Source organism: Neorhizobium sp. R1-B, from assembly GCF_004368875.1.
In the GTDB taxonomy this organism is placed as follows: domain Bacteria; phylum Pseudomonadota; class Alphaproteobacteria; order Rhizobiales; family Rhizobiaceae; genus Neorhizobium; species Neorhizobium huautlense.
The window spans coordinates 115,177-140,533 of sequence record NZ_SOEM01000004.1 but is presented as its reverse complement, the minus strand read 5'-3'; the positions used below and the strand labels follow the sequence as shown (position 1 = coordinate 140,533).

General features: G+C 60.8%; 26 protein-coding genes and 1 riboswitch. Of the genes, 13 read left to right on the top strand and 13 right to left on the bottom strand.

Annotated features, from left to right (window positions below):
- Nucleotides 1–75 precede the first annotated feature (75 nt).
- A complete protein-coding gene (locus EDE05_RS07740) occupies nucleotides 76–420 on the top strand; it encodes a cytochrome c family protein (RefSeq protein WP_245422919.1) in 345 nt (114 codons plus the stop codon).
- Nucleotides 421–458: 38 nt separating this feature from the next.
- Here the strand turns inward: EDE05_RS07740 and doeB are convergent, their stop codons facing one another.
- The 10 genes from doeB to EDE05_RS07690 all read right to left on the bottom strand — a co-directional run bounded on the left by doeB (nucleotide 459) and on the right by EDE05_RS07690 (nucleotide 10,104).
- Entirely contained in the window at nucleotides 459–1,478 is a 1,020-nt protein-coding gene (gene doeB / locus EDE05_RS07735; RefSeq protein ID WP_105372799.1) for a N(2)-acetyl-L-2,4-diaminobutanoate deacetylase DoeB, read from the bottom strand.
- A gap of 7 nt (nucleotides 1,479–1,485) precedes the next feature.
- Nucleotides 1,486–2,667 (bottom strand): ectoine hydrolase DoeA, encoded by a 1,182-nt coding sequence (doeA, locus tag EDE05_RS07730; protein WP_105372800.1) that lies wholly within the window; start codon nucleotides 2,665–2,667, stop codon nucleotides 1,486–1,488.
- Nucleotides 2,668–2,701: 34 nt separating this feature from the next.
- Entirely contained in the window at nucleotides 2,702–3,694 is a 993-nt protein-coding gene (gene eutC, locus EDE05_RS07725) for an ectoine utilization protein EutC (RefSeq protein WP_105372801.1), read from the bottom strand.
- Nucleotides 3,691–4,692 carry a hydroxyectoine utilization dehydratase EutB gene (eutB, locus tag EDE05_RS07720; protein ID WP_132409493.1) on the bottom strand — a complete coding sequence of 334 codons (1,002 nt, stop codon included), beginning with the start codon at nucleotides 4,690–4,692 and terminating at the stop codon, nucleotides 3,691–3,693. The genes eutC and eutB overlap by 4 nt, the downstream gene beginning before the upstream one ends.
- A gap of 4 nt (nucleotides 4,693–4,696) precedes the next feature.
- Entirely contained in the window at nucleotides 4,697–5,482 is a 786-nt protein-coding gene (eutA, locus tag EDE05_RS07715) for an ectoine utilization protein EutA (protein WP_105372915.1), read from the bottom strand.
- Entirely contained in the window at nucleotides 5,475–6,134 is a 660-nt protein-coding gene (gene ehuD, locus EDE05_RS07710; protein ID WP_105372803.1) for an ectoine/hydroxyectoine ABC transporter permease subunit EhuD, read from the bottom strand. Before ehuD ends, eutA begins: the two co-directional genes overlap by 8 nt.
- A 2-nt stretch (nucleotides 6,135–6,136) precedes the next feature.
- Nucleotides 6,137–6,796 (bottom strand): ectoine/hydroxyectoine ABC transporter permease subunit EhuC, encoded by a 660-nt coding sequence (gene ehuC, locus EDE05_RS07705; protein ID WP_105372804.1) that lies wholly within the window; start codon nucleotides 6,794–6,796, stop codon nucleotides 6,137–6,139.
- 103 nt (nucleotides 6,797–6,899) lie between these two features.
- Nucleotides 6,900–7,751 (bottom strand): ectoine/hydroxyectoine ABC transporter substrate-binding protein EhuB, encoded by an 852-nt coding sequence (gene ehuB, locus EDE05_RS07700; RefSeq protein ID WP_105372805.1) that lies wholly within the window; start codon nucleotides 7,749–7,751, stop codon nucleotides 6,900–6,902.
- Nucleotides 7,752–7,810: 59 nt separating this feature from the next.
- On the bottom strand, nucleotides 7,811–8,596 hold the full coding sequence (ehuA, locus tag EDE05_RS07695) for an ectoine/hydroxyectoine ABC transporter ATP-binding protein EhuA (RefSeq protein ID WP_105372806.1): 786 nt from the start codon (nucleotides 8,594–8,596) through the stop codon (nucleotides 7,811–7,813).
- Nucleotides 8,597–8,718: 122 nt separating this feature from the next.
- On the bottom strand, nucleotides 8,719–10,104 hold the full coding sequence (locus EDE05_RS07690; RefSeq protein WP_105372916.1) for a PLP-dependent aminotransferase family protein: 1,386 nt from the start codon (nucleotides 10,102–10,104) through the stop codon (nucleotides 8,719–8,721).
- A gap of 89 nt (nucleotides 10,105–10,193) precedes the next feature.
- Between EDE05_RS07690 and EDE05_RS07685 the strand changes: the two genes are divergently transcribed.
- From EDE05_RS07685 to EDE05_RS07630, 12 genes are all read left to right on the top strand, one after another.
- The gene (locus tag EDE05_RS07685; protein WP_105372807.1) at nucleotides 10,194–10,712 is read left to right on the top strand and encodes an Lrp/AsnC family transcriptional regulator; all 519 of its coding nucleotides are present in this window, start codon (nucleotides 10,194–10,196) and stop codon (nucleotides 10,710–10,712) included.
- Nucleotides 10,713–10,800: 88 nt separating this feature from the next.
- Nucleotides 10,801–12,297, top strand: coding sequence for an NAD-dependent succinate-semialdehyde dehydrogenase (locus EDE05_RS07680; protein ID WP_105372917.1), 1,497 nt, complete (start codon nucleotides 10,801–10,803; stop codon nucleotides 12,295–12,297).
- A 28-nt stretch (nucleotides 12,298–12,325) separates the two neighbouring features.
- Complete coding sequence (locus EDE05_RS07675; protein ID WP_105372808.1) at nucleotides 12,326–13,705, top strand: aspartate aminotransferase family protein; 1,380 nt, start codon at nucleotides 12,326–12,328, stop codon at nucleotides 13,703–13,705.
- A gap of 10 nt (nucleotides 13,706–13,715) precedes the next feature.
- Complete coding sequence (locus tag EDE05_RS07670; protein WP_105372809.1) at nucleotides 13,716–14,786, top strand: alcohol dehydrogenase family protein; 1,071 nt, start codon at nucleotides 13,716–13,718, stop codon at nucleotides 14,784–14,786.
- A 192-nt stretch (nucleotides 14,787–14,978) separates the two neighbouring features.
- Nucleotides 14,979–15,794, top strand: coding sequence for a cytochrome c oxidase subunit II (locus EDE05_RS07665; protein WP_132409495.1), 816 nt, complete (start codon nucleotides 14,979–14,981; stop codon nucleotides 15,792–15,794).
- A gap of 50 nt (nucleotides 15,795–15,844) precedes the next feature.
- On the top strand, nucleotides 15,845–17,623 hold the full coding sequence (gene ctaD, locus EDE05_RS07660; protein WP_105372811.1) for a cytochrome c oxidase subunit I: 1,779 nt from the start codon (nucleotides 15,845–15,847) through the stop codon (nucleotides 17,621–17,623).
- Nucleotides 17,620–18,330, top strand: a complete 711-nt coding sequence (locus tag EDE05_RS07655; protein ID WP_132409497.1) for a cytochrome c oxidase subunit 3 — start codon at nucleotides 17,620–17,622, stop codon at nucleotides 18,328–18,330. Before ctaD ends, EDE05_RS07655 begins: the two co-directional genes overlap by 4 nt.
- Nucleotides 18,331–18,342: 12 nt before the next feature.
- Complete coding sequence (locus EDE05_RS07650) at nucleotides 18,343–19,053, top strand: heme-copper oxidase subunit III family protein (RefSeq protein ID WP_112799537.1); 711 nt, start codon at nucleotides 18,343–18,345, stop codon at nucleotides 19,051–19,053.
- A 12-nt stretch (nucleotides 19,054–19,065) separates the two neighbouring features.
- On the top strand, nucleotides 19,066–19,419 hold the full coding sequence (locus tag EDE05_RS07645) for a cytochrome C oxidase subunit IV family protein (RefSeq protein WP_132409499.1): 354 nt from the start codon (nucleotides 19,066–19,068) through the stop codon (nucleotides 19,417–19,419).
- 243 nt (nucleotides 19,420–19,662) lie between these two features.
- Nucleotides 19,663–19,872, top strand: coding sequence for a cold-shock protein (locus tag EDE05_RS07640; protein WP_007754805.1), 210 nt, complete (start codon nucleotides 19,663–19,665; stop codon nucleotides 19,870–19,872).
- A 176-nt stretch (nucleotides 19,873–20,048) separates the two neighbouring features.
- The gene (locus EDE05_RS07635) at nucleotides 20,049–20,429 is read left to right on the top strand and encodes a DUF6481 family protein (RefSeq protein ID WP_105372815.1); all 381 of its coding nucleotides are present in this window, start codon (nucleotides 20,049–20,051) and stop codon (nucleotides 20,427–20,429) included.
- Nucleotides 20,430–20,518: 89 nt separating this feature from the next.
- On the top strand, nucleotides 20,519–21,559 hold the full coding sequence (locus EDE05_RS07630) for a fatty acid desaturase (RefSeq protein WP_132409501.1): 1,041 nt from the start codon (nucleotides 20,519–20,521) through the stop codon (nucleotides 21,557–21,559).
- A gap of 131 nt (nucleotides 21,560–21,690) precedes the next feature.
- On the opposite strand, the gene EDE05_RS07625 is transcribed toward EDE05_RS07630, so the two are convergent.
- The 3 genes from EDE05_RS07625 to EDE05_RS07615 are packed head-to-tail and all read right to left on the bottom strand — an operon-like array spanning nucleotide 21,691 to nucleotide 24,538.
- On the bottom strand, nucleotides 21,691–22,485 hold the full coding sequence (locus EDE05_RS07625) for an ABC transporter ATP-binding protein (RefSeq protein WP_132409503.1): 795 nt from the start codon (nucleotides 22,483–22,485) through the stop codon (nucleotides 21,691–21,693).
- Nucleotides 22,482–23,510 carry an iron ABC transporter permease gene (locus EDE05_RS07620; protein WP_132409505.1) on the bottom strand — a complete coding sequence of 343 codons (1,029 nt, stop codon included), beginning with the start codon at nucleotides 23,508–23,510 and terminating at the stop codon, nucleotides 22,482–22,484. The genes EDE05_RS07625 and EDE05_RS07620 overlap by 4 nt, the downstream gene beginning before the upstream one ends.
- The gene (locus tag EDE05_RS07615) at nucleotides 23,507–24,538 is read right to left on the bottom strand and encodes an ABC transporter substrate-binding protein (RefSeq protein WP_132409507.1); all 1,032 of its coding nucleotides are present in this window, start codon (nucleotides 24,536–24,538) and stop codon (nucleotides 23,507–23,509) included. Before EDE05_RS07615 ends, EDE05_RS07620 begins: the two co-directional genes overlap by 4 nt.
- A gap of 186 nt (nucleotides 24,539–24,724) precedes the next feature.
- Nucleotides 24,725–24,962, bottom strand: a riboswitch (cobalamin riboswitch).
- Nucleotides 24,963–25,357: the final 395 nt, after the last annotated feature.

The following is a 25,357-nucleotide window of genomic DNA, read 5'->3' as shown; positions in this document are numbered from 1 at the left end:
CTGCCCGCCTGTCAAGGCTCGACCTTTGGGAGAAATGACATGTATTTCAATGTTTGCCTCGGCGCACTTGGCGTGATGATTATGACCGTGACTCACGCCCACTGTCAGGACGCCGCCGCCGGCGAAAAAGTTTTCGCCAAATGCAAGGCCTGTCACGTCGTCGATACGGATCAAAACAAAGTCGGTCCGTCGTTGAAGGGAGTGATCGGTAGAACTGCCGGAACGCTCGGCGACTTCAAGTATTCCAGCGCCATGGTCGATGCCGGCAAGAATGGCACCGTCTGGGATGAGGCAACGCTTGCCACATACCTTCGTGATCCCAAGGGCACGATCAAGGGAACGAAAATGGCATTCGTCGGCCTCAAGGCGGACGAAGACATCGCCAATGTCATTGCCTATATCAAGCAGTTCCCGAAATAGAGCCGCAGGAAAACGCGGCAATCACTTCGCCTTTAACGTCAATCCGAACTATGACTGACGACGGCGGCAATCACCGCCACGCAATCGCCCGCCTTGACTAGTCCCGGAAAATGCCGGGCGCACAGGATGCCATTCATTTTTGCATGAATCTCGCGCGGCGCAGCGCCGGTCCTTCCGGTCGGGTAGATACGGGCCACCACGGCACCTTCTTGGACCTGGTCTGCGAGGTCGAAGGTGAACTCGATCAGCCCGTCCTCTTCAGCGAACACGAAACAATCGCCGCCCGGCATATCGAGCCAGGTCGTCGATCCGACGTCGAACCTGCCCGCGACGATGCCGGCATGGCGCAGCACGTTCATGACGCCGCGTTTGGCGATGCCTGCGGTTTTCGCCGTTGCCGTGCCGCCGCCGCCAAGTTCCGTCGTGATGAAGACCTTGCCCATCTCCTCGGCGGCCGTGTCGTACATGCCGACGGCGTCGATTTCGAGCATCTTCATCGAATAGGGTGCGGAAAACGCCTTCACCAGCTCGAAGGCTTTTTTCTCCTGCTCTTTGTCAGGCAGGATGTGAGCGGCGCAGAAGGGCAGGAAATCCAGCGTCCTGCCGCCCGAATGGAAATCCAGTATGATATCGGCGCGCGGCAGCAGTTCGCGCTGAAAATAATCGGCGATCTTCTGCGTCACCGTCCCGTCCGGGCGGCCGGGAAAGCTGCGGTTCAGATTGCCCTTATCGATCGGCGAAGTGCGCGTGCCGGTCAGGAAGGCTGGGTAGTTCATTGCCGGGACGATGATGACCGTGCCACTTACATCCTCCACCTTCAGGCTGCGCGCGAGATCGAAGAGCGCGATCGGTCCTTCGTACTCATCGCCGTGATTGCCGCCTGTCAGGAGCGCGGTCGGCCCCTTGCCGTTGCGGATCACCGTTACTGGGATCATCACCGATCCCCAGGCGGAGTCGTCGCGGCTGTAGGGCAGCCGCAGGAAACCGTGCTGCACACCCTCGGCATCGAAATCCACCGTCGGGCTGATCGGCGAGGGCCGCAAAGCTGTCTCGCTCATCACCGTCTCAGTCCTTAACCATCAGCTTGCGCGGCACGTTCGCCAGGCATTCGACGCCGGTCTCGGTAATGAGAATGCTCTCCGTCGTCTCAAAGCCCATGTCTTCCAGCCACAGGCCGGTCATGAAATGGAAGGTCATGCCAGGTCTGAGCTCGGTGCGGTCGCCGGGGCGCAGGCTCATGGTGCGCTCGCCCCAGTCCGGCGGATAGGAAAGACCGATCGGGTAACCGGTTCGGTTGTCCTTGACGATCCCGTACTTCTTCAAGACGCCAAAGAAGGCATTGGCAATATCCTCGCAAGTATTGCCGGGTTTAGCCACCGCAAGGCCCGCCGCCATGCCCTCCAGCGTCGCTTTTTCGGCATCGAGAAAGGCTTGCGTCGGCTTGCCCAGAAACACCGTTCGCGAGAGCGGCACGTGATAGCGATTATAGCAGCCGGCGATCTCGAAGAAGGTGCCCTCGCCCTCCTTCATCGGCCGGTCGTCCCAGGTCAGATGCGGCGCCGAGGCTTCCACGCCCGACGGCAGCAGCGGCACGATCGCCGGATAATCGCCGCCGATACCGTCGACGCCGCGCGTGCCGGCGTCATAGATTTCGGCGACGAGGTCGCATTTGCGCATGCCGACCTCGATTTTGTCGAAGATCCGCGCATGCATCGCCTCGACGATGCGGGCTGCATTGCGCATATATTTGATCTCGGTTTCGCTTTTCACCGCGCGCTGCCAGTTGACGAGCGCGGTCGCATCCACGAACCGGGCGTTCGGCAGGTGCTTCGTGAGCGATGCGAAGGCAGCAGCCGAGAACCAGTAATTGTCCATCTCGACGCCGACAGTCAATTTGCCCAAGCCGCGGTCGGTCAGGATACCGGAGAGATAGTCCATCGGATGCCGCTCGGTCGACTGAACGTAGTGGTCCGGATACCCGACGATGTTTTCGTGGCGGAGATAGGCGGTCAGCTTGGCGCCATTGGCATCTTGACCTCGACCGAACCAGATCGGCTCGCCGGATGGCGGCACGATGACCGCCTGATGCACATAGAAAGACCAGCCGTCATAACCCGTCAGCCAGGCCATGTTAGAGGGGTCGCTGATGATCAGAAGATCGATCCCCTTTACCTCCATAGCGCGCCGTGTCTTTTCCAGCCGTGCAGCATATTCGCCAAGTGAGAATTTGAGATTGGGCTGGGTCATGTTTCTTCCCTTCATTATCCGGTGCAAGACCGGCTCAGCTTTCGAATGTGATGCCAGCGCCGGCGGCATCCGCTCGCGCGAAGGCAAGCGTGGCGATGGCGGTGTCCTGGATCCCCGTGCCGGTGAGGTCAGCGAGTGTGATCTGTCCGGGGTTCTCGCGGCCTTGATGGAGACCGGCGACGACGTCGCCTAGCTGCGGGAACACTGCATCCTCTGAAACCAGCCCGGCCGCGATCGCGTGATGCAGTTCCCCCAGCCGCCTGGTCTGTTTGAGGCTATCGGCGACATAGACGTCGATCTTGGCGATCGCCGTCGGCTCGACCTCGTTCTTGTGCTCGGCATCCGAGCCCATGGCAGTCACGTGCTGACCTGACCGAAGCCAGTCGGCCCTCAGGATCGGCGTTTCGGACGGCGTCGTGGTAACGATGATATCGGCCCCGGCGACGGCGGCCTGAGGGTCGGCTTCAGCGCGGATAGGAAAGTCGAGCTTGGCGGCCAGCTCGGTCGCAGCGGCTTCGGCCTTTGCCATATCGCGCGCCCAGATGCGCGCCTCCCGGATCGGGCGGACCAGCGTCAGAGCCTCCAGCTGAAGGCGCGCCTGCATGCCTGCTCCGAAGATCGCCGCAATGCTCGAGTCCGGACGCGAAAGGTGCCTGGCGGCCACCGCGCCGGCAGCTGCCGTCCTGACATCGGTGAGATAACCGTTATCGAGCAACAGCGCCTGAACGAGACCGGTGCGACTGGACAACAAGACCATCATCCCGTTTGTGCTCGGCAAGCCGATCTTCGGATTGTCGAAAAACCCGGGGCTGATCTTGATGGCGAAACCTTCCAGGCCGGGCACATAGGCGGTCTTTACGTCCACCTCGCCTCGATGCTCGGGAATATCGAGGCGCAAGATGGGGGGCATGGCAACAGGCTTGGTGGCGAGCGCGCGAAATGCGTCCTCAACGCAGGCGACCGCTTGGCCGTCGAGCGGAACAAGTTTGCGCAGGTCCCTTTCGGTGAGAATTACCATCCGGCTCATGCGGCATCCTTTCCATGGGAGATGTCACCGTTGATCACGCGCCGGTGCTGCTCCATGTCGATATTGCGGCCGGAGAGAATGGTGACGACAGGGCCTCGACTTGCGACCTTGCCCGCCAACAGCGCCGCGATGCCCACGGCTGCGGCGCCTTCGACTACTTCGCGCTCGACGGCATAGGCATGCCGCATGCCGGCCGCGATCTCCGCTTCGGAGAGAAGGACGACGTCATCGAGAAGATCCCTACACATCGCGAAAGTGACGCGGTTATCGAGACCGATGCCGCCGCCGAGCGAATCCGCCAGGCTCGATAGCTCCTCGACCAGCACCGGTCTGCCGGCGTCGAGGCTCGCCTTCATCGCTGCTCCGCGCTCCATCGTCAGGCCGATCACCCGGACCGATGGTTTCAGGCCCTTCACCGCAGCGGCAACGCCAACGGCAAGCCCCCCGCCGGACAACGGCACCAGAACGGTTTCCACCTCCGGGCACTGTTCGATGATCTCGAGGCCCAGCGTGCCCTGCCCCGCGACGATGGCCGGATGATCGAAGGGCGGCACCATGACCAGCCCCTCTTCCGCGACCAGTCTCTCCACCTCCTCCTGCGCCTCGTCCTGCGAGCGCCCGACAATACGTACATGGGCGCCTAGCCGGCGGATTTCCGAGACCTTGTTCTCCGGCACGAGCGACGACATGCAGACGGTCGCGACGGAGCCTTCTGCCTTGGCCGCAAAGGCGAGCGCCCGCCCGTGATTGCCGGTGGAAGCAGCCACCACCCCTCGTGACCGCTCTTTCCGAGAAAGGGAAAGTACGGCGTTCGTCGCGCCGCGCAATTTGAAGCTGCCGGTGGTCTGGTGATGCTCCAGCTTCAGATGGACCGGCACGCCCATATGCTCCCTCAGCGTTGCCGATTGCGTCATCGGAGTCCGGAGTACACGACCATCGAGCCGGGCCGAGGCGGCGCGGATATCGTCAAGCTGAACCGGCAAGGTTTTCCCGCTCATGAACTCAGCCCTCCGAATAGGGTTTTGTCATCAGCGTGCCCAGTTCTGGACGCAAAGCGGTTTCACCGCAGAGGCGCAGACAGGCCCAGGCAGTGGCCAGATTACTGGTAACCACAGGCTTACCTATCGCAGCTTCGACGCGCCCCGCGACTTGAGCGGCCCGGACGGCGGTACAGGAGATGAAAAGCGACTGCGACTGCGGATCCATCGCTTCGCTGGCGAGCGAAACGATCTCGTCTGGAGCAATGCGAGCCATTTCGCGATCATCTTCGAAACCAAGGCAGGTGAAGCGGTTGATCGTGAAGCCGAGGCCGGCGAAATAATCGGCCATCGGTCGGCTCGTCTCGACGGTATAGGGGGTCAGGATCGAGATACTGTGCGCGCCCAACGCCCGCAGTCCCCTTACGGCCGCGGCAGTCGGCGTCACGACCGGAACGCCCGGCTTGGCAGCACGTATCGCCTCCTCGATCCTGACATCTCCGATCACCACGGAGGCGGAGGTACAGGAATACATGACGGCATCAAGCGGCTCGTCGGGCAGAATGAGCGATGCGCCTTCGCTTAACGCCGGCTGCATCTTCATGAGATTTTCGGGCGTCGTGGGATTGGCATAGGGGATGCGATTGACGTAGACGCCGATGCGGTCGCTTGCGACCATGCGCTGGAAGTCCACCTCCGTCGTATGATCCGTGGACAGGATGACGAGGCCGATCCGCTTTTCAAGCGGCCGCTCGTCCAGCCGCGGTTTTCGGCCATGGAGGTTTATGTCGACAGGAACCATATCAGTCATCCATCCGGGCATAACGTTCCTCCAGCCAGCGCAGCCCGACGACCGAGAGCAGGCTGACGGCGAGGAAAAAGACGCCGACCAATGTCATCGGCTCGATGTAGCGGTAATTGCTGTTGGCGATGCTCTTCGCCTGGTTCATCAGTTCCAGCACGGTGATCGCCGAAAGCAGCGGCGTCTCCTTGAACATCGCGATAAAATAGTTTGCGAGCGCCGGGATCATCGGCGGAATGGCCTGCGGCAGGATGACGTGTATCCAGGCCTGCCGCGTGGTGAGATTGGTTGCGTTGGCTGCCTCCCATTGGCCGCGCGGCACGTTTTCGATACCGGCTCGGTAGACCTCTGCAGTATAGGTTGCGTAATGCACACCGATACCGATCACGCCGGCAACCAGCGGCGACAGGCGGATGCCGATATCGGGCAGCACATAGAATATGAAATAGAGCTGTACGAGAAGCGGCGTGCCGCGGATGAATTCCGAGACGAAGCCGACCGTGCGAGATACCGCGGCGATCGGCGAACGGCGCGCAATGGCGAGAGCGAGACCGATTACCGCAGCCACCAGCGCACCGAGAATGGTCGCCAGTATGGTGATCTTGAACCCTTCGAGAAGGGTCGGCATGATCTGCCAAACGAAATCCCAATCCCATTCCATGATCAGGTCCTCACGCCATCGAGACCGCGCGTCATCCGCCGCTCCAGCCAGCGCATGGCTGTGGAAATCGCCCACGCCATGACGAAATAGAGGAAGAGGATCGTGGTGAAGGGAATGAGTGTGTTGCCGGTCTGTGCGCGGACGACCTGTGCCTGGAAAGTCAGGTCCGTCAGCGAGATCAGCGACACGACCGCGGTTCCCTTCAAGAGCTCGATGGCATTGTTGCAGAAGGTCGGCAGCATCAGGGGCAGCGCCTGCGGCAGGATCACATGGCGCATGCGCTGATAGCGCGAGAGATTGAGCGCCACGCAGGCCTCGGTCTGCTGGCGCCCAACGGCCTTGACGGCACCGCGCACGACTTCGGCCCCATAAGCCCCGACGTTCAGCCCCAATGCAAGCACGCCTGCCTGAAGCGGGGTAAGCGTGATGCCTGCAAAAGGCAGGACGAAGTAGACCCAGAAGAGCTGTACGAAGATCGAAGTACCGCGGAAGAACTCGATATAGGTCGTGGCAAGCGCCCTCACGGCGAAGAAGCGTGAGAGCCGGCCGAGCCCGGCCAGAAAAGCCATCACCAGCGCCAGAGCCGACCCCATGACGGTCAACTTCAGCGTCACCAGCGCGCCCTCGAGGATCAGCGTCAAATAGCCGGACCAGACCGACATCAGCAAAAACTTCCCATCATCCGATACAGTGCAGAGACGGCCTTCGGCCGTGACCGGTGGCGGACCGGGACATAGACCGCTCCGTCCACCTGATCTCGGCAGCTTACTGGGCGGCAGTGCATTGCTTGTCCCGGGTCGTCGACATGGCGGCCTTGGCAGAGAAGCCGTAGGGCTCGATGAGCTTGGCGAACTCGCCGGATTCCTTCAGCTTCTTGAGTTCCACGTCGAAGGCATCGCGAAGCGCCACATCCTGCTTGCGGAAGGCCGCCCCATCACAATAAACCGGCGCTCCGACGACGGGTGCGACGACTTCGAGGTTTGGATCCTTGGCCTTGTCCATGAGGTCGTGGATCGAAAGGACCGGAAGCGAGTAGACGTCGATACGACCGTCCTGAAGCATCTTGACGCCGCTCTGCCCGTCGGGCACCACGATGACACGGTCGCGCGGCACGCCGGCCTGGAGTGCGAGCTTCTCCTCGGTGCCGCCGCCCGGTGCCCCGATCTTCGCGTTGGTGTTGTCGGCAATGTCCTTGTAGCTCGTGAGCTTCAGCGGGTTGCCTTTCTTGACGGCGAAAGCTTCCGCATCGCAGAGGATTGGCTCGGAATAGGCGACCGCGTTGCAGCGCTCCGGCTTCATGAAGAGACCGGCGGTAATGGCGTCGTGCCGGCCGGCCTGCAGGCCCGGGATCATCGCACCATATTCGGAGATCGAGGCCACGACCTCCTTGACGCCGAGGCGCTGGAAAATGACGCGCGCGACGTCCGGTGCGGCACCCGACACCTTGCCGTCGGCGCCGACGGCCGTATAGGGCGGCTCGTTGGCGATGGCGATACGGGCAAAGCCCTGTTCCTTGAGATCGTTCAGCTTGTCGTCAGCGGCGAACGCAGGCACCCCGGCTGCGATGGAAAGCAACGTTGCCATACTGACGGCGGTCGTGAGAATTCTTGTCTTCATTGTCCCAATTCCTCTGGTTTTCCTATTTATTATTCGGGCAATGTCACCGCTCCAGGCGGTCAGACGCGGTGCCCCGCCGCGATGATCTTGCGGAGAAAACCCTGCGTTCGCTCCTGCTTGGGGTTTCGGAAAATCTCCTCCGGCCTCCCCTCTTCGACGATCTTGCCGCGATCGAAAAACAGGACGCGATCGGCGAAATCGTGAGCGAAACCCATCTCATGCGTTACGAGAAGCATGGTCATGTCGGTCTCGGCTGCCAGCCGCCGCATAACGTTCAATACCTCTTCGACGAGTTCCGGATCGAGCGCCGAGGTCACCTCGTCGAACAGCATGATCTTCGGAGAGAGCGCGAGCGCCCGGGCGATCGCGACGCGTTGCTTCTGGCCGCCGGAAAGCTGGGCCGGCACCGCCTTCGCCTTGTCCGCCATGCCCACCATGTCCAGAAGTTCCATCGCCCGCTTTTCCGCGTCTGCGCGCCCCGCGCCCTGCGTCAGCATCGGCGCGAGCGTGATGTTGTCGAGCACACATTTGTGCGGAAACAGATTGAAGTGCTGGAAGACCATGCCGATCTTCTTGCGCATGCGATGCAGGTGGCGCTCGTCGGCAGAGATCAGGTCCGCGCCCTTCCTCATGTGATATAGCTGCTCGCCGTCAACCTCGATATGGCCCCCGCTGATCGTTTCCAACGTCATCAGAATGCGCAGGATGGTCGTCTTGCCGGAACCGGACGGACCGATCAACGCCAGCTTTTCGCCAGGCATCACCTTGATAGACAAGCCGTCGAGAACGGTGAGCGGACCATATCTCTTCACGATGTTGTCGATGCGGATGATAGGGGATGCCATTCATGTCTCTCCCTGTTGAGACAAGCAATGCACCAACGATGACGGCCTCAAGAAATCATGTCAATTCATAAAATAATATCATGACAATATTTATACATCTGCCCATTTCCCCAGCGCTAAACCTAAATCGCGAGCAGAAGCGCCTCTGGATTTCCTTGAGTGAGCGAAGCCACAATCCCGAGGCCTGTCCTCAGGTCGTCGCCTGACGTGGAGCCCAGCGAAATCCGCACAGCGGGCGCCCATCCCTGACCGGCGGTGCGAAACGATGTGCCCGGGGCGATTGCCACGCCACGCAACCTCGCTTGCGACACGAAACCCTCTTCCGAATGAGCGTCGGAGAGAGGAAGCCAGACATGCAGGCTCTGCGGATGCGAATAGTAACGCAGTCCCGAAAGCGCCTCCTGGGCGATGGCATGCCGGTCGGCAAGAGCTTGGCGCTGCCAGTTGACAAGCTCCATGGCAGTACCGTCGGCCACCCAACGGGTGGCGATCTCGGCGATTGCGGGGGTAGCCATCCAGTTCGAAACCAGATGCCGGTTTGCGACTGCGGCCACATACCGGTCGGGAGCGACGAGATAGCCGATACGCAAGCCGGGTACGGTAATTTTGGTAAAGCTCGTGACATACAGCGTGCGCTCCGGCGCGATTGCCGCAATCGGCGGAGGCCTGTCGCCCACCAAGGGGCCGAGGACGTCGTTTTCGATGATTGCGATATCATGCCGGCTTGCCACTTGCGCCAGAGCTTCCCGTCGCCGTGCACTCATCAGGGTGGCTCGTGGATTGATAACCGAGGGCTGCAGGAAGACGGCGCGGATAGGGCTCGTGCGGCAGGCTTCGTCTAACGCTTCCGGAATCATGCCGTCGTCATCGATCGGCAAGCCTTCCAGATGAATGCCGAGATAGGTGGAAAGCGGCACCAGCGTATGGTGGCTGATCGCCTCCGTGGCGACGATCGATCCAGGTGGAGCGGTGCTCATCAGCGCCACCGTCATGCCGGATGTCGCGCCATTGGTCAGGTTCACGTTCAGGGCGGAGGCCTGGATGCCGCAAAGAGCAAGCCACTCGGTCGCAATGGCGCGATGACGTGGAAAGACCATGTTCGGTCGAAAGGAGAGCGCAGAACTGGCCGGCAGGTTTTCCGAAAGCCAGCCGAAGGCCTGCCGCATCTTGTCCAGATGCATGTTTTCGCAGACCGGCTTGAGGATCGACAGATCGATAACCTCGCCCAGCCTCTCCGGCAGGTAGGGCGGCTCGGGCTCTCGGGGCCGGCTCTGGACGAAACTGCCGCGCCCGATCTCGCCGGAGATCAGCCCGCGGCGGATGAGGTCGTCATAGGCGCGGCTTACTGTCTGAACCGAAAGGCCGAGGTCGTCCGCCAAGCGGCGATGGGTGGGAAGTCTCGCGCCGCTGGCAAGTGTCCCCTCCTGGATGGCGCGCGCAATCTGCTCGGCGAGCGAGAGATAGGCCGGTCGGCGAAGTTGAGAGGGATCCGGTCGCCAATTTGTCATGATTTCGACTGTGCTTAAAATCAGTTCAATTGACAATGCCAAAACGAATTTTCATTGTCTTTCTTCACAACTGCACGACAGGAAACCGTATGAAAATCGACGCCATCGACCTGCGAATCCTGGAAGCCGTCCAAAGCGACGGTCGAATCACCAAGCTTGCGCTCGCCGAAAAGGTCGGGCTTTCACCGACGCCCTGCTGGATGCGCCTTCGAAAACTGGAGAAGGCGGGCATCATTGCCGGGTATCACGCGCACCTCGCGGCGCGGCGAATCGCACCCATTGCCAGCGTCATGGTGGAAGTCACGCTTGCCAACCACCGCCAAAGCGATTTCGATCGCTTCGAACGCGCTGTGTCAGCTATTCCGGAGATTACGGCCTGCTGGTCGGTCGGCGGTGGCGTCGATTACATTGCAAAGATCGTGACCCTTGATATCGATGCCTACCAGCGGCTGATCGACGATCTGCTCAACCGCGAGCTCGGTATCGAGCGTTATTTCACCTACATCGTTACAAAAACCGTGAAGGAAGAGACCGGGGTGCCGGTCTCGGCCCTCTTCCGGGCCGACACCGGTGACAGACAATTTCTCCGGACAGACCCGCCAGTTTAGACCATCTCTCTCTTTCCGCCCCGCGGAATGGACAATCTCTCGCCGAAGCTCCGCCACACTGGAGACGAGCTTGAATGAGGATCTGGCCATGACCGCAATTTTTGCACGCCCTGCCTATCACGAGGCCCTGATGCGTCTTATCGATCGTCATCTGCTGCGCGATCTCGCCTATGTGAACGGACGTTGGATCGCCGGCACGGAGGGCCACAGCTTCCAGGTGACCGATCCCTCCTCCTCCGCCACGCTTGCCTTTGTCGCGAGCCTGGGCGCGGAGGAAACCGGCATTGCGATCGACGCCGCCGCGGCCGCTTTTCCCCTCTGGCGGGCAAAACTGCCGCAGGAGAGGGCAGCGATCTTGAAGGAATGGCATCGGCTGGTATTGGCAGCCAAGGAGGATCTTGCGCTCCTGATGACCCTTGAACAGGGCAAGCCGCTTGCCGAAGCTCGCGGCGAGATCGACTACGCCGCATCCTTCATCGAGTGGTATGCCGAGGAAGGAAAGCGCGTAAACGCCGAAAGCGTCACCAGCCACCTGCCGGATGCGGAGATGATCATCCGGCGCGAACCGCTCGGCGTCGTCGGCGTGATCACACCTTGGAACTTTCCCTCCGCCATGCTGACCCGCAAGGGTGCAGCGGCGCTTGCCGCCGGCTGCACGATCGTTGCCCATCCGTCCTCCGAAACGCCACTTTCGGCCCTGGCGCTGGCCGAGCTCGCCGAACGTGCCGGCATTCCGGCCGGCGTGTTCAATGTCGTGACCGGTGACGCAGCCACCATCGTTGGTCGGCTTTGCGAAGATAACCGGGTGCGGGCGATGAGCTTTACCGGCTCCACCGAGATCGGCAAGCTGATCGCCGCGCAATGCATGCCGACAATGAAGCGGCTGGTCTTGGAACTCGGCGGACATGCACCCCTCATCATATTCGAGGACGCGGATATCGATCGCGCCGCCGATATAGCGATGGCCGCCAAATTCGCGACCTCCGGGCAGGACTGCCTCGCGGCCAACCGGATTTTTGTCCAGCGGCCGATCCTTAGCGCCTTCAACGCCGCTTTTGCCGGGCGGATCGCTGCCCTGAAAATTGGCAACGGGCTGACCGAGGGCATCGATATCGGCCCCCTCATGCATGAGCGCGCCATGACAAAGGTCGAGGCGCAGGTGGGGGATGCGATTAAGCGCGGTGCGCGACTGATCGCCGGAGGCAAGCGCCACGCGGCCGGTCCGTTGTTTTTCGAACCCACGCTATTGGTGGATGTGCCGGACGACGCGCTGGTCATGCGCGAGGAGACCTTCGGGCCGGTTGCGGCCGTAACTGCCTTCGACCACGAGGATGAAGTCATCGCCCGCGCCAACGACACCGAATACGGCCTGGTCGCCTATGCCGTCACGGAGAACGGCGCCCGCCAGCTGCGCGTCAGTCGGGCGCTCGAATATGGCATGGTGGCCATCAACCGCGTGAAGATTACCGGCGGGCCGATCCCCTTCGGCGGATGGAAACAGTCCGGTCTCGGGCGCGAAGGTTCTCGCCACGGCATCGAGGCCTTCAGTGAAGTCAAATACATCTGCATCGACACGGCCGGCTGAGCGGTCCCGTATCTCGAAGGAAAAGCCAATGCTCGAAAGAAATAATGAACTCACCGCCTGGGACCGGGACCATTTTTTCCATCCGTCGACCCATATGGGAATGCATGCGCGCGGCGAGACGCCGACCCGCGTGATCGGCAGCGGAGAAGGCGTCTACATCACCGACGTCAACGGGCGCACCAGCCTCGACGCCTTCGCCGGCCTCTATTGCGTCAATGTCGGCTATGGGCAGCAGAAGATCGCCGAAGCGATCGCCGAGCAGGCGAGAAACCTCGCCTACTACCATGCCTATGTCGGCCACGGCACCGAAGCCTCGATCACTTTGTCGAAGATGATCATCGATCGGGCGCCGGCCGGCATGAGCCGTGTCTATTTCGGCCTTTCCGGCTCCGACGCCAACGAGACCAACATCAAGCTGATCTGGTACTACAACAACATCCTCGGGCGATCGGAAAAGAAGAAGATCATTTCGCGCTGGCGTGGCTATCACGGTTCCGGGGTGATGACCGGCAGCCTTACCGGCCTCGAACTTTTTCACAAGGCCTTCGACCTGCCGCGAGCACCGGTCCTGCACACCGAAGCGCCTTATTATTTCCGGCGGCCGGACCGCTCCATGAGCGAAGAGCAATTCTCGCAATATTGCGCCGACAAACTCGAAGAACTGATCCTGGCTGAGGGCCCCGATACGATCGCCGCCTTCATCGGCGAACCGATCCTCGGCACCGGCGGCATCGTACCGCCGCCGAAGGGCTATTGGGAGAAGATCCAAGCCGTGCTCGGCAGATACGACATCCTGCTCATCGCGGATGAAGTCGTCACCGGCTTCGGCCGGCTCGGCACCATGTTCGGTTCTGACCATTACGGCATGAGACCGGATCTGATTACGATAGCCAAGGGCCTGACTTCGGCCTATGCGCCGCTCTCGGGAACCATCGTCTCTGACAAGGTCTGGCAGGTACTGGTCCAGGGCTCGGACCAGATGGGAGCGATCGGCCATGGCTGGACCTATTCTGCGCATCCGATCTGCTCGGCTGCGGGCATCGCCAATCTCGAATTAATCGACGAACTCGATCTGGTGACGAAAGCAGGCGAGACCGGCGCCTATTTCCGGAGCGAACTCGCCAAAGCGGTCGGTTCCCATAAGTATGTCGGTGAGGTCCGCGGCGACGGCCTGATGGCTGCGGTCGAATTCGTCGAAGACAAGGACGACCGCACATTCTTCGATCCTTCACAGAAGATCGGCCCCCGAGTCGCAACGGCACTCCTTGAACGCGGCGTCATCGGGCGCGCCATGCCTCAAGGCGACATCCTCGGCTTTGCGCCGCCCCTCTGCCTCACTCGCGAAGAGGCGGACACCGTTGTGAAAGCCACGGCGGAAGCGATCGACAGCGTCTTCAAGTCGATCTGAGGAGTGCCGAATGAATACGATTCCCAAAACCATGGCCGCCGTACAGCTGATCGGTCATGGCGGCCTCGACAAACTGATCTATAACCGCGCCACGCCCGTTCCGGTGCCTGCCGATGGCGAAGTGCTGATTAAAGTCACCGCTTGCGGCATGAACAACACCGATGTCTGGGTCCGCCAAGGGGCCTATGGCACCGAAGACGACCCGTCCGCCGTCTCGACCTGGCGCCGGCAAGGCAATACGTTGACCTTTCCGCGCATCCAGGGCACCGATACGGTGGGCTGCATCGTCGCGGTCGGCAAGGGCGTCGATGACGCCCGGATCGGCGAACGCGTCATGGTCGATTTCTCGATCTACAACCGCGACGACGACAGCCTCGCCGATATCGATTACATGGGCCACGGCCGGGATGGCGGCTATGCGGAATACATGGCGCTGCCATCCGAGAATGCGCATGTGGTCGATACCGACCTCACCGACGTCGAACTCGCGACCTTCTGCTGCGCCTATCTGACCGGCGAACGGATGCTCGAACGGGCGCGACTTTCGGCGGGTGAAATCGTGTTGGTCACCGGCGCATCCGGCGGCGTTGGCTCTGCGATCATCCAGTTGGCGCGAGCGCGCGGAGCCGTCCCCATTGCTATTGCCGGCGCCGGCAAGGAGCAGGCGGTGCTCGATATCGGCGCGGAAGCGGTCGTAACGCGAGGCGCGGGCAATCTGGTCGACGCCGTGCATTTGGCGACGCGAGGCAGACCAGTCGACGTCGTCGCCGATCTTGTCGCAGGACAGATGTTCAACGACCTGTTGAAGATCCTGCGCCCGGAGGGCCGTTATACGACGGCTGGCGCGATCGGCGGACCGGTCGTGCAACTGGATCTCCGGACGATGTATCTCAAGCAGCTCGAACTGCACGGGTCGAGCCAGGGGAGCCGGACCGATTTCCGACGGCTCGTCCGCTATATCGAGGAAAAGAAGATCCGGCCGCTTGTCGGCGGCGTCTATCCTCTCTCTGAGTTTCATCAGGCACAGACCGACTTCATGGCCAAGAATTTCGTCGGTAAATTGGTGGTGGTTCCGGACTGAAACCATCCCGTGCGCTGCGACGCAGAGCCTGCGAGGGGATCGATGGTTGAACGACGGAACCGGCCGACGCCGGGGACACATGCTTAAATTGCCGTAATTGCGGGTGTTTTCTATTTGTGAGATAATCAAAAAATAAGAGTTGCGAAATGCGGTTTCCTATCCACGGTCGGATCGGCTCAGGGAGGGGCGGAAATGGCTGTCGTGCTGATCCTCGTCTTGCTGGTGGTGGGCTCGCTGCTCTTCCATGTGCTGAGCCCATGGTGGTGGACGCCGATTGCGTCCAACTGGACCTATATCGATAGCACTCTCGTCGTCACCTTCTGGATTACCGGCGTGGTTTTCGTGGCCGTGGTCTTGTTCATGGCCTATTGCGTCTTTCGCTTCCGGCACAAACCCGGGAACAAGGCGGCGTACGAGCCGGAAAACCGCAGGCTGGAAATGCTGCTCGCCTCAGGCACCGCCGTCGGCGTCGCCGCCATGCTCGCGCCCGGCCTTGTGGTATGGAACCAGTTCGTCACGGTGCCGGACGAGGCATCACCTCTGGAGGTCGTCGCGCAGCAATGGCTGTGGAGCTTCCGTCTGCCGGGAGTGGACGGGAAACTCGGCCGCGCGGATACGCGTGACATCACCTCCGAAAATCCGCTCGGCCTTAACAGGAACGATGCCGCAGGTCTCGACGACGTGATCGTAGAGGGCGGCGAATTGCATTTGCCGGTCGGCAAACCGGTGCGGGTGCTGCTGCGCTCCGTGGACGTCGTCCACGATTTTTACGTGCCCGAATTCCGCGCCAAGATGGATATGATCCCCGGCATGGTGACCTATTTCTGGTTCACACCGACGCGAACCGGAACTTTCGACATTCTCTGCGCCGAACTGTGCGGCGTCGGCCATCCACAGATGCGCGGAACGGTCGTGGTCGAGGAGGCCGCGGACTATCAGATCTGGCTCGACCAACAGCAGACGTTCAACCAGCTTCTGGCATCGGGAGAGCAGCAGCCGGTCAACTGAGGCCGGGAAAGACAGTCAAAGCGGCATCGGATGAAACGGGAGGAGATATCATGGTCGAAATTCCGTCTGGCAGCGCAGGCGCCGTTCCGGCCGCCGAGGTGGAGGATGTCGAGCTTTATCATCCGAAAAGCTGGTGGACGAAATACGTCTTCAGCCAGGACGCCAAGATCATCGCCGTGCAGTACTCGCTCACGGCCATCTCGATCGGTCTGGTCGCGCTCGTGCTTTCCTGGCTGATGCGCCTGCAGCTTGCCTTTCCCGGCTATTTCGCCTTCATCGATGCCAATCACTATTACCAGTTCATCACCATGCATGGCATGATCATGGTGATCTATCTTCTGACAGCGCTGTTCCTCGGCGGTTTCGGCAATTACCTCATTCCCCTGATGCTCGGCGCCCGCGATATGGTGTTCCCGTATGCGAACATGCTGAGCTACTGGATCTATCTGCTTGCCGTCCTGATCCTGGTCGCAGGCTTTTTCGTCCCCGGCGGCCCGACAGGGGCCGGCTGGACCCTCTATCCTCCGCAGGCCGTTCTGTCCGGTACGCCGGGCGGCAGCGACTGGGGCATTCTCCTCATGCTCTTCTCACTGATCGTCTTCATCATCGGCTTTACCATGGGCGGCCTGAATTATGTGGTGACGGTGCTGCAAGGACGGGCGCGCGGCATGACGCTGATGCGCATGCCTTTGACCGTCTGGGGCATCTTCACCGCGACCGTGATGGCGCTGCTTGCATTTCCCGCCCTCTTCGTCGCCTGCGTCATGATGCTGTTCGACCGATTGCTCGGCACGAGCTTTTTCATGCCCGCCATCGTCGAGATGGGCGAGCAGCTGCAACACGGGGGCGGCAGCCCGATCCTCTTCCAGCACCTGTTCTGGTTCTTCGGCCATCCGGAAGTCTATATCGTGGCGCTACCCGCTTTCGGCATTGTCTCTGACCTTATCAGCACCCATGCCCGCAAGAACATCTTCGGCTACCGCATGATGGTCTGGGCGATCGTCGTCATCGGCGCCTTGAGCTTCATCGTCTGGGCGCATCATATGTATGTCAGCGGCATGAACCCGGCCTTCGGCTTTTTCTTCGCCACCACCACGCTGATCATCGCTGTCCCGACTGCCATCAAGGTCTACAACTGGGTGCTGACACTATGGCGCGGCGACATCCATCTAACCCTGCCCATGCTCTTCGCGCTAGCCTTCATCGTCACCTTCGTCAACGGCGGCCTGACCGGACTGTTCCTAGGCAACGTCGTGGTCGACGTTCCCCTGTCCGATACGCTGTTCGTCGTCGCGCATTTTCACATGGTCATGGGCGTCGCGCCGATCCTCGTCATCTTCGGGGCGATCTACCACTGGTATCCCAAGGTTACCGGACGGATGCTGGACGATTTCCTCGGTCATATCCATTTCTGGATCACCTTTCTCGGCACCTATGCGATCTTCTTTCCCATGCATTATCTCGGCCTGCTCGGCATGCCGCGCCGCTACCACGAACTGGGAGACACGGTCTTCGTTCCGCCTTCGGCCAACACATTGAACGTCTTCATTACCGTCATGGCGCTCGTTGTGGGCGCAGCTCAGATCGTCTTCCTGTTCAATCTGGTCTGGAGCCTCTTCAAAGGCAGGCAAGCAGGCGGCAATCCCTGGCGGGCAACGACGCTCGAATGGCAAACGCCGCAAACCCCTCCTGCGCACGGGAATTGGGGCAGGGATCTGCCGGTGGTCTACCGTTGGGCCTATGACTACAGCGTGCCGGGATCGGCTGAGGATTTCATTCCGCAGACGCAGCCTCCAAGCGGCGGCCTCACGAGGGAGGTCGTCGCATGAACGTCGTGCTGATCTTCCTTGCCCTAATCGGCGGCGTCATTATCTGGTGGCTGGCCGGGCAGCGGCTGATGTCGAAACCCTGGCTTGAAACGGGCCTGGAGCTGCCCGCGACAGACAGGCGGGAACTGCCGTCCAAACCTGCGGTGAAAATCGGCCTCTTTGTCTTCCTCGGCGTCGTCGGCGCCCTCTTCAGCCTCTCTGTCAGCGCTTATTTCATGCGCATGGCCTCGGCGGACTGGTGGGCCACTCCGGTTCCGCGCCTGCTCTGGGCAAACACCGCCGTGCTCGTGTTGAGCAGCGGCGCCCTGGAATGGGCAAAAAGAGAAGCGCGGCATGACCGCATGGAAAGCCTGCCGCTGGCGCTAGCAGCCGCTTTTTCGCTTGCCGTTCTCTTTCTCATCGGACAGATCCAGGCCTGGCGGGAGCTGGTATCGGCCGGCTACGTGCTTGCCGACAACCCAGCCAACAGCTTCTTCTATATGCTCACCGGCCTGCATGGCCTTCATATCCTCGGAGGGCTTGTCGTGCTTGGCCGTACGACAGTGCGGGTATTTGCAGCGGATGTACCGCGAGACAGGCTACGTCTTAGCGTCGATCTTTCCGCCATCTATTCCCATTTCATGCTCGCCGTCTGGCTGCTGCTCTTCGTGCTCTTTGCCGGCTGGGCGAATGATTTCATCGATCTCTGCCGCCAACTGATCAGCTAGGAGGTATCTCGGATGACACAGTCTCTCGGCAATTCCGACCTCGGTCCCACCGGGCTGCGAGGGGTCGCCGCCGATTTTTCCTCCGATCAGCGCGCCTTCAAGACCGCCTCCTGGGGCAAGGCGATGATGTGGATTTTTCTCCTCAGCGACACCTTCGTCTTCGGCTGCTTCCTGATTGCCTATATGACGGCCCGAATGTCGACGCCTGTCGCCTGGCCCAATCCGAGCGAAGTCTTCGCGCTTCATATCGGCGGGCAGGACGTACCGCTGATCCTGATTGCGATCATGACGTTCGTGCTGATCTCAAGCAGCGGCACCATGGCGATGGCTGTAAATTTCGGCTATCGCCGCGAACGCGGACGGACGGCCGCCCTGATGCTGGCGACGGCGCTTCTCGGCGCTACCTTCGTGGGCATGCAGGCCTTCGAATGGACGAAGCTGATATCCGAAGGTGTGCGTCCTTGGGAGAATCCCTGGGGTGCTCCCCAGTTCGGATCGACCTTCTTCATGATCACCGGCTTCCATGGCACTCACGTCACGATCGGCGTCATCTTTCTCCTCATCGTCGCCCGCAAGGTTTGGCGAGGGGATTTCGACGTGGCGCGCCGCGGCTTTTTCACAAGCCGGAAAGGCCAGTACGAGTCCGTCGAGATCATGGGCCTCTACTGGCACTTCGTCGATCTGGTCTGGGTATTCATCTTCGCGTTTTTCTATCTGTGGTGAAGGAGCGTCATCATGAGCGAGACAACATCGCATATGCAGACACCCACGCAAGCGCACAGCGCGCAGCATCCGATCCGGCTCTACCTCCTCGTTTGGGGCCTGCTCTTCGTGCTCAGCGCCTTTTCCTACATGGTTGATTATCTCGGGGTCCAGGGCTTGGCGCGCTGGTTGCTGATCATCGTCTTCATGATGCTGAAGGCAGGTTTGATCGTTGCTGTCTTCATGCATATGGCCTGGGAACGGCTGGCGCTCGTTTACGCTATCCTGCTGCCGCCGGCAGCCGTGCTGATCTTCATGGCACTGATGGTCTCGGAAGCGAACTACACCATCTTCACCCGGCTCGCCTTCTTCAACACCGCGCCCTGATCGCGCAGTGTTGGCGCCGATTGCATTCGGTAAAAATCTACCTTAAGTAGCATTATTTATATTTCCTAAAACAAAAAGTTGACAATCGCATTGGCATCCCCTATTTGAGAACCATCGATACTTTGTTTGCTGATATTGTTGTTGCTGCGCCTCGCGCTTCTTGACGAACGTTCCCTCTCAAAAGTCGAAAACATCCCGCCGTGCGTCGCCCGGCGGTCCACAATTGCTATGAAAGGGTTCGTTATGACCACTGGCACAGTTAAATGGTTCAATGCCACCAAGGGCTTCGGCTTCATTCAGCCTGACGACGGCAGCGCCGACGTTTTCGTTCACATCTCTGCTGTCGAGCGCGCCGGCATGAGCTCGATCGTTGAAGGTCAGAAGCTCGGCTTCGAACTCGAGCGCGACAAGAAGTCGGGCAAGATGTCTGCAGGCCAGCTTCAGGCTGCCTAAACTTTAGCTTCCATGACCACGGATGTACTGGCATGGGTAGCGAAAGTATGCGAAGGCCAGGCGGATGTCTGGCCTTTTTCTGTTAAGGTAATTGGCTGACGCGAATAGTCGCCCGGCTTCCCGCGAGCGATCTCCGCCTGCACCTGTAACATGCCGAAAAATACAAGGAAGATCCATTGAGACACCCGAACGACAACAGCTTTGCCGAGCGCCGCAAAACCGCAGCGGATGCCAAGCAAAGGCTTTTGGCGAAATTTGCGTCCGCCCCGAAAGCGGACGATCCCGCCATGCAGGAGCGGCGTGCTGAGCGCGAAGCCGTTGCGGCAGCGCGAGAAGCCCGCCGCGCCGAACGTGAAGCATTGAAGGCAGCGGAAAATGAGCGCCTCCGGAAGGAAGCGGCGGAATTGACCGCCGCCGCGGAAGCCCATGAAAAAGCCGAGGCTGCCGCCAGAGAAGCAGAAATCAACGAGCGCGTTTCCCGCGTCGTGGCCGATGAAGCCGCCCGCAAGGCAGAACGCGACCGCCGCTACGCGGCACGCAAGGCCCGTCAGCGCTGACGGTTGCAGAGCATATACCAGCAGAACGCAACGGCGAATCTCTCCTCGGAGCTGCTGCGCCCCGAGGCCGAGAAGGTGGATCGAACTCCATGAACGCCCATGTTTTTCCAATCGCCAATGTCGCAGATGACAACGTCGGCGCGTGGCTGAAGATTCTATCGAAATATCGGCAGCCCCGTTTTGGCCGCAGCGCATTCGAACTGATCGTCACGCTTCTTCCCTTCACGGCGTTCTGGGCCGGCGCCTATATCTCTGTCGTCCTGGGTTTTCCGATCGGGCTCGTCCTCGTTCTCCCGGCAGCCGCCTTTCTGCTGCGGCTCTTCATGATCCAGCACGATTGCGGGCACGGCTCGTTCTTCGCGCGCCGGCGTCTCGACAATTGGACCGGGCGGGCCCTCGGGGTTCTGACCCTGACGCCTTACGACTACTGGCGGCGGGCGCATGCCGCCCATCACGCCTCGGCCGGCAATCTTGACGAACGGGGCGTCGGCGATATCACCACGCTGACGGTTGCTGAATATCATGCCCTTCCCTGGTCGAAGCGTCTCGCCTACCGGCTTTACCGTCATCCGCTGGTCATGTTCGGCATCGGGCCTGCCTGGCTCTTTCTCTTCAAGCAGCGCCTGCCTTTCGGGATGATGAATTCCGGGGCTTTGCCGTGGGTTTCCACGATGGCGACCAATCTCGCGGTCGCAATCCTCACGGCTCTGATGATCTGGGCCGTCGGGCTCGTTCCCTTTCTGCTGGTCCATCTGCCGGTGGTTCTGCTTGCGGGTGCAGCCGGCGTATGGCTCTTTTACGTCCAGCATCAGTTCGAGGACACCCATTGGTCGAAGGGCGACGAATGGCAGTTCCCGAAAGCCGCGCTTCACGGCGCATCCCATTACGACCTGCCGCTGGTGCTTCGATGGGTTACCGGCAATATCGGCGTTCACCACGTCCATCACCTATCGAGCCGGATTCCTTACTACAGGCTGACGGAAGTGCTTCACGACCATCCCGAGCTTGCTGGTATCGGCCGCATAACCTTGTGGCAGAGCATTCAGTGCGTCAGGCTCGTGCTTTGGGATGAAAAGAGCAGCAAGCTCGTTTCCTTCCAGGATGCTGCGAAGATGGCAACGCCTGCGTGATTTAACCGGCAACGTGCGGCTCTGCCGGATTACCTCCGGAAATCGTATCCTTCCGCGGTTCATTGACGGCGTATTGCATCACGCCGGCATGATCTTTCATCGGGAGAAGTTGCAGTCGGCACGCCGTGATTTTACCCCATGGAAGCAGATTGCCCGCCCTTTCGGCCTTGTGCTTGAAAACGGACGTGACAGCTTCCTTGGATATCGATTTCGACTTCGGCTTCGATCCCAAAAACCTCGCGGATGCGTTTGGCGGTGAGCACCTCGGAAGGCGTTCCGAGCGCAGCCAGCCGCCCGCCCTGCATCACGGCGATCCGATCGCAGAACATGGCGGCATGGTTGAGGTCGTGCAGTGCCGCGACCACTGTAAGCCCCTGCCGGCCGACGAGATCGAGCAGGCTGATCTGGTGGCCGATGTCCAGGTGGTTGGTCGGCTCGTCCAGGAGCAGAATCTTCGGCTGCTGGGCAAGAGCGCGGCCAATATGCAGACGTTGGCGTTCCCCGCCCGAAAGCGTATGCCAAAGCCGATCGGCAAGATGAGCCATGTCGACATTGGCAAGGGTCGCCTCGACGACCGCATCGTCATTGGCTGACCAGGGCGACAAAGGTCCGAGATAAGGCGTGCGTCCAAGCTCGACGGCCTGCCTGGCAGTGATCCGCTCGGCGGTCTCCGCCTGCTGCTCCACAAAAGCCAGATGCCGGGCGACTTCGCGCCGACCGAGCCTGCCGATCGGCACGCCATCCAGAATGACCTCGCCGGACCGCGGCCTGCGGATGCCGGAAAGCAACGCCATCAGACTCGTCTTCCCCGAGCCGTTCGGACCGATGAGACCGAGAAACTCTCCTTCCCTGACCTCCAGCGAGATGCTCTTCACAATCGCAGCTTCCCCGACGCCCCAGGAAACGTCTTTTGCCGTAAGCGTCATCCGCGTCCCCTTCGCTGCCCCAGAACGAAAGCGAAGGCCGGCGCTCCGACAAGGGCGGTGATCACTCCGATCGGCAGGACCTGACCCGGGATGAGAACGCGGGAAAGGATATCCGCCAGGATCATGAAAACGGCGCCGATCAGCGCGGCAGCCGGCAACAGCACGCTGTGGCGGACGCCGACCAGCATGCGCGCTGCATGCGGAATGACCAGACCGACAAAGCCGATGGAGCCGACGATCGAAACCATGACCGCCGTCATCATTGCGGAGACTCCGACCAGTGCGACGTAGGTGCGGCGAACGGATATGCCGAGTGATGCCGCCGATTCCGCGCCGAACGTGAAGGCGTCAAGCGAGCGGGCATGCCAAAGGCAGACCAGAAGACCCGTCAATGCGGCAGGAATCGCCAGCCAGGCATCCGGCCAGCGGACTCCAGACAGATTGCCGAGCAGCCAGAACATGATGCCCCGCGCCTGTTCCGCGGTCGCCGCCTTGGTAACGATGAAGGAAGTGAGCGCATTGAAAAGTTGCGACCCCGCAACGCCTGCAAGAATGATGGCCGCCGTTCCCTTGCCCGCCTTGAGGGCCAGCAGGCTGACAAGGGCAAAGGCTATGAGGGCTCCGAGAAGTGCACCCATCGGGAGCGTCATCATGCCGCCCCCCAGGCCAAGAATCGCCACGCTGACGGCCCCGGTGGAAGCCCCCGCGGAGATCCCGAGGATATAGGGATCGGCTAGCGGATTGCGCAGCAGCGACTGCAGCACCACCCCGGACAAGGCGAGCGCCGCACCGCAGCAAGCCGCTACGACTGCCCGACTGAGCCGATAGCTCCAGACGATGCCTTCGTCGATCGGCTCGAGCGCATAGCCCGCACTCCACAGCCGGTTGGCCACCGTCTTGGCAACCACCCCGAACGGGATCGAAGTCTCGCCGATCGCTGCGCCAAGCCACAAGACTGCGACGAGGACCACAAGCGCCAGCGGAATAGCGCCCGTACGGCCAATGGAAGAGACTGCAGGTCTCATTTGACCAGACCGGCGCCTGCAATGGCATCGGCCAGCGCCTCAATGCCCTCGATGGTGCGGATCGTCGGATTCATGGCTTGCGCATCCATGTCGAAGACATGGCCGCTCCTAACTGCCGGCATCAGGCTGGCGACAGGATCGGTGTCCAGGAATTTACGTTTCGCCTCGATGCTGTCCAGCGGGTAACGGCGGCGATTCATTGCGCCGGCCACAATCATCGTCGGATTGGCCCTGGCGATTGTCTCCCAGCCCACCGTCGGCCATTCCTCGTCGGTTTTGATGATGTTTTCGATCCCGAGAGCCGACATGATGTAGCCGGGCGCCCCGTTTTTACCCGCCACGTATGGGTCAGCGTCTTGCTGGGCGCTGGAAAACCAAAAGACGGCCGAAAGCCTGCCCTCGACAGAAGCGACCTTGGCGCGCGCCGCTGCCTCACGCCGCTTGAGATCGGCCACTACTTCCTCGCCCTTTTCCTGCACGTCGTAGATCTTCGCGAGATCACGAACCTCCTGATAGACGAGGTCCATGGTAAAAACCTGATGGCGGACGCCGTCGCCGGCGGCGGAATTTTCCTTGCCCATGCAGTCGGACGGCGACGTGTAGACCGCGATGCCCAGTTCCTCGAACTGTTCGGGCTTTGCAACGACACCCTCGGGACCGACCTGCCACTGGAACTGCACGGTGACGATGTCCGGCTTCTTTCCAAGCACGCTTTCAAAGCTCGGATCGTTGTCGGCGAGGCGTTCGATCTTGGCGTTGACCTCTTCGTAGCCTTTCAGGACAGGCCCGACCCACAGCGCAGTGCCGATCACCTTGTCCGCAAGACCGAGAAGGTAGAGAATCTCGGTGCTGCTCTGGCCGATCGAGACGGTGCGTGACGGCGCGTTCTTGAAGGTTATCTGCCGCCCGCAATTCTCAAGCGTGAGAGGATAGACGGTTTCTGCCGCCAGGGCGTTGTGAAACAGTCCTGAAACAATCAAGGACAAAGCGCACAGGCCAACGTGCGGCCACCGCTTGGAAGTGATCATCGTTATATTTCCCGAAGTGTGATGTGAATGCGGGTCCTGAACGGGCCGCGCTAGATATCAGGATGCTTTCAAAGCACCCGGTCGCCCCGTCGACGATGGAGATCTGGGAAATATGATACGCAAAAGCGCGATGAAGCGCGGGTGTCGGCCATGTCTTTCTCCTCTTCGGGCATCCCCGCCCGTGATGATGGATCGATGTTCGACGGCAGGTCTCCTGGCTTGCGAATATCTGTCGCCCACCTGCCTTCCCGCGCCCAAAACCAGCGCAGTGGCATGGCGCCTTTCGGCACCACGAGGATGGACGGCAATCCGCTCACAGTTGCGGGGGCAGCCACGGTCTTGGATCCCCTTCGGGTCGTCCGCACCGTATTCCCTTTTCGTCCCGTTGCTTTTGACTCCGGGAACCGTCATCGCCAGATAAAGGCCCGTCCGTCTCGCCGTCAAGCTGGAAAAGACGGCAGCCAAGGTGCGGAGACCGAAGAGCAAGCGTATGAGATTTCCGCGCCCGTTCGGACCGGGGACTTTGGTCGAGATCGGCTCGGCGAGATACCGGTGATAGGTGAGGAGAAGCATACCGAGCCCCGTGTCGTATAATCACTCTCAAAAATCACACGGATCTGCATATGTAATGTTATTACATTCGTCAAATGAAAAGTTGCGCAAGAATGCTTCGTTACGGGCACCGGCCTTCTCTTTTCAGCCGCCGATGTCGTCCTTGCCGCTAATCGAGACGGAGGGGTGCGGCCGGGCGTCGTCGAGACGGAAGGATGCTGTCTCGCTGAAGACGGCAGCAGAGGCAACGCCTATGGATTGGTATCC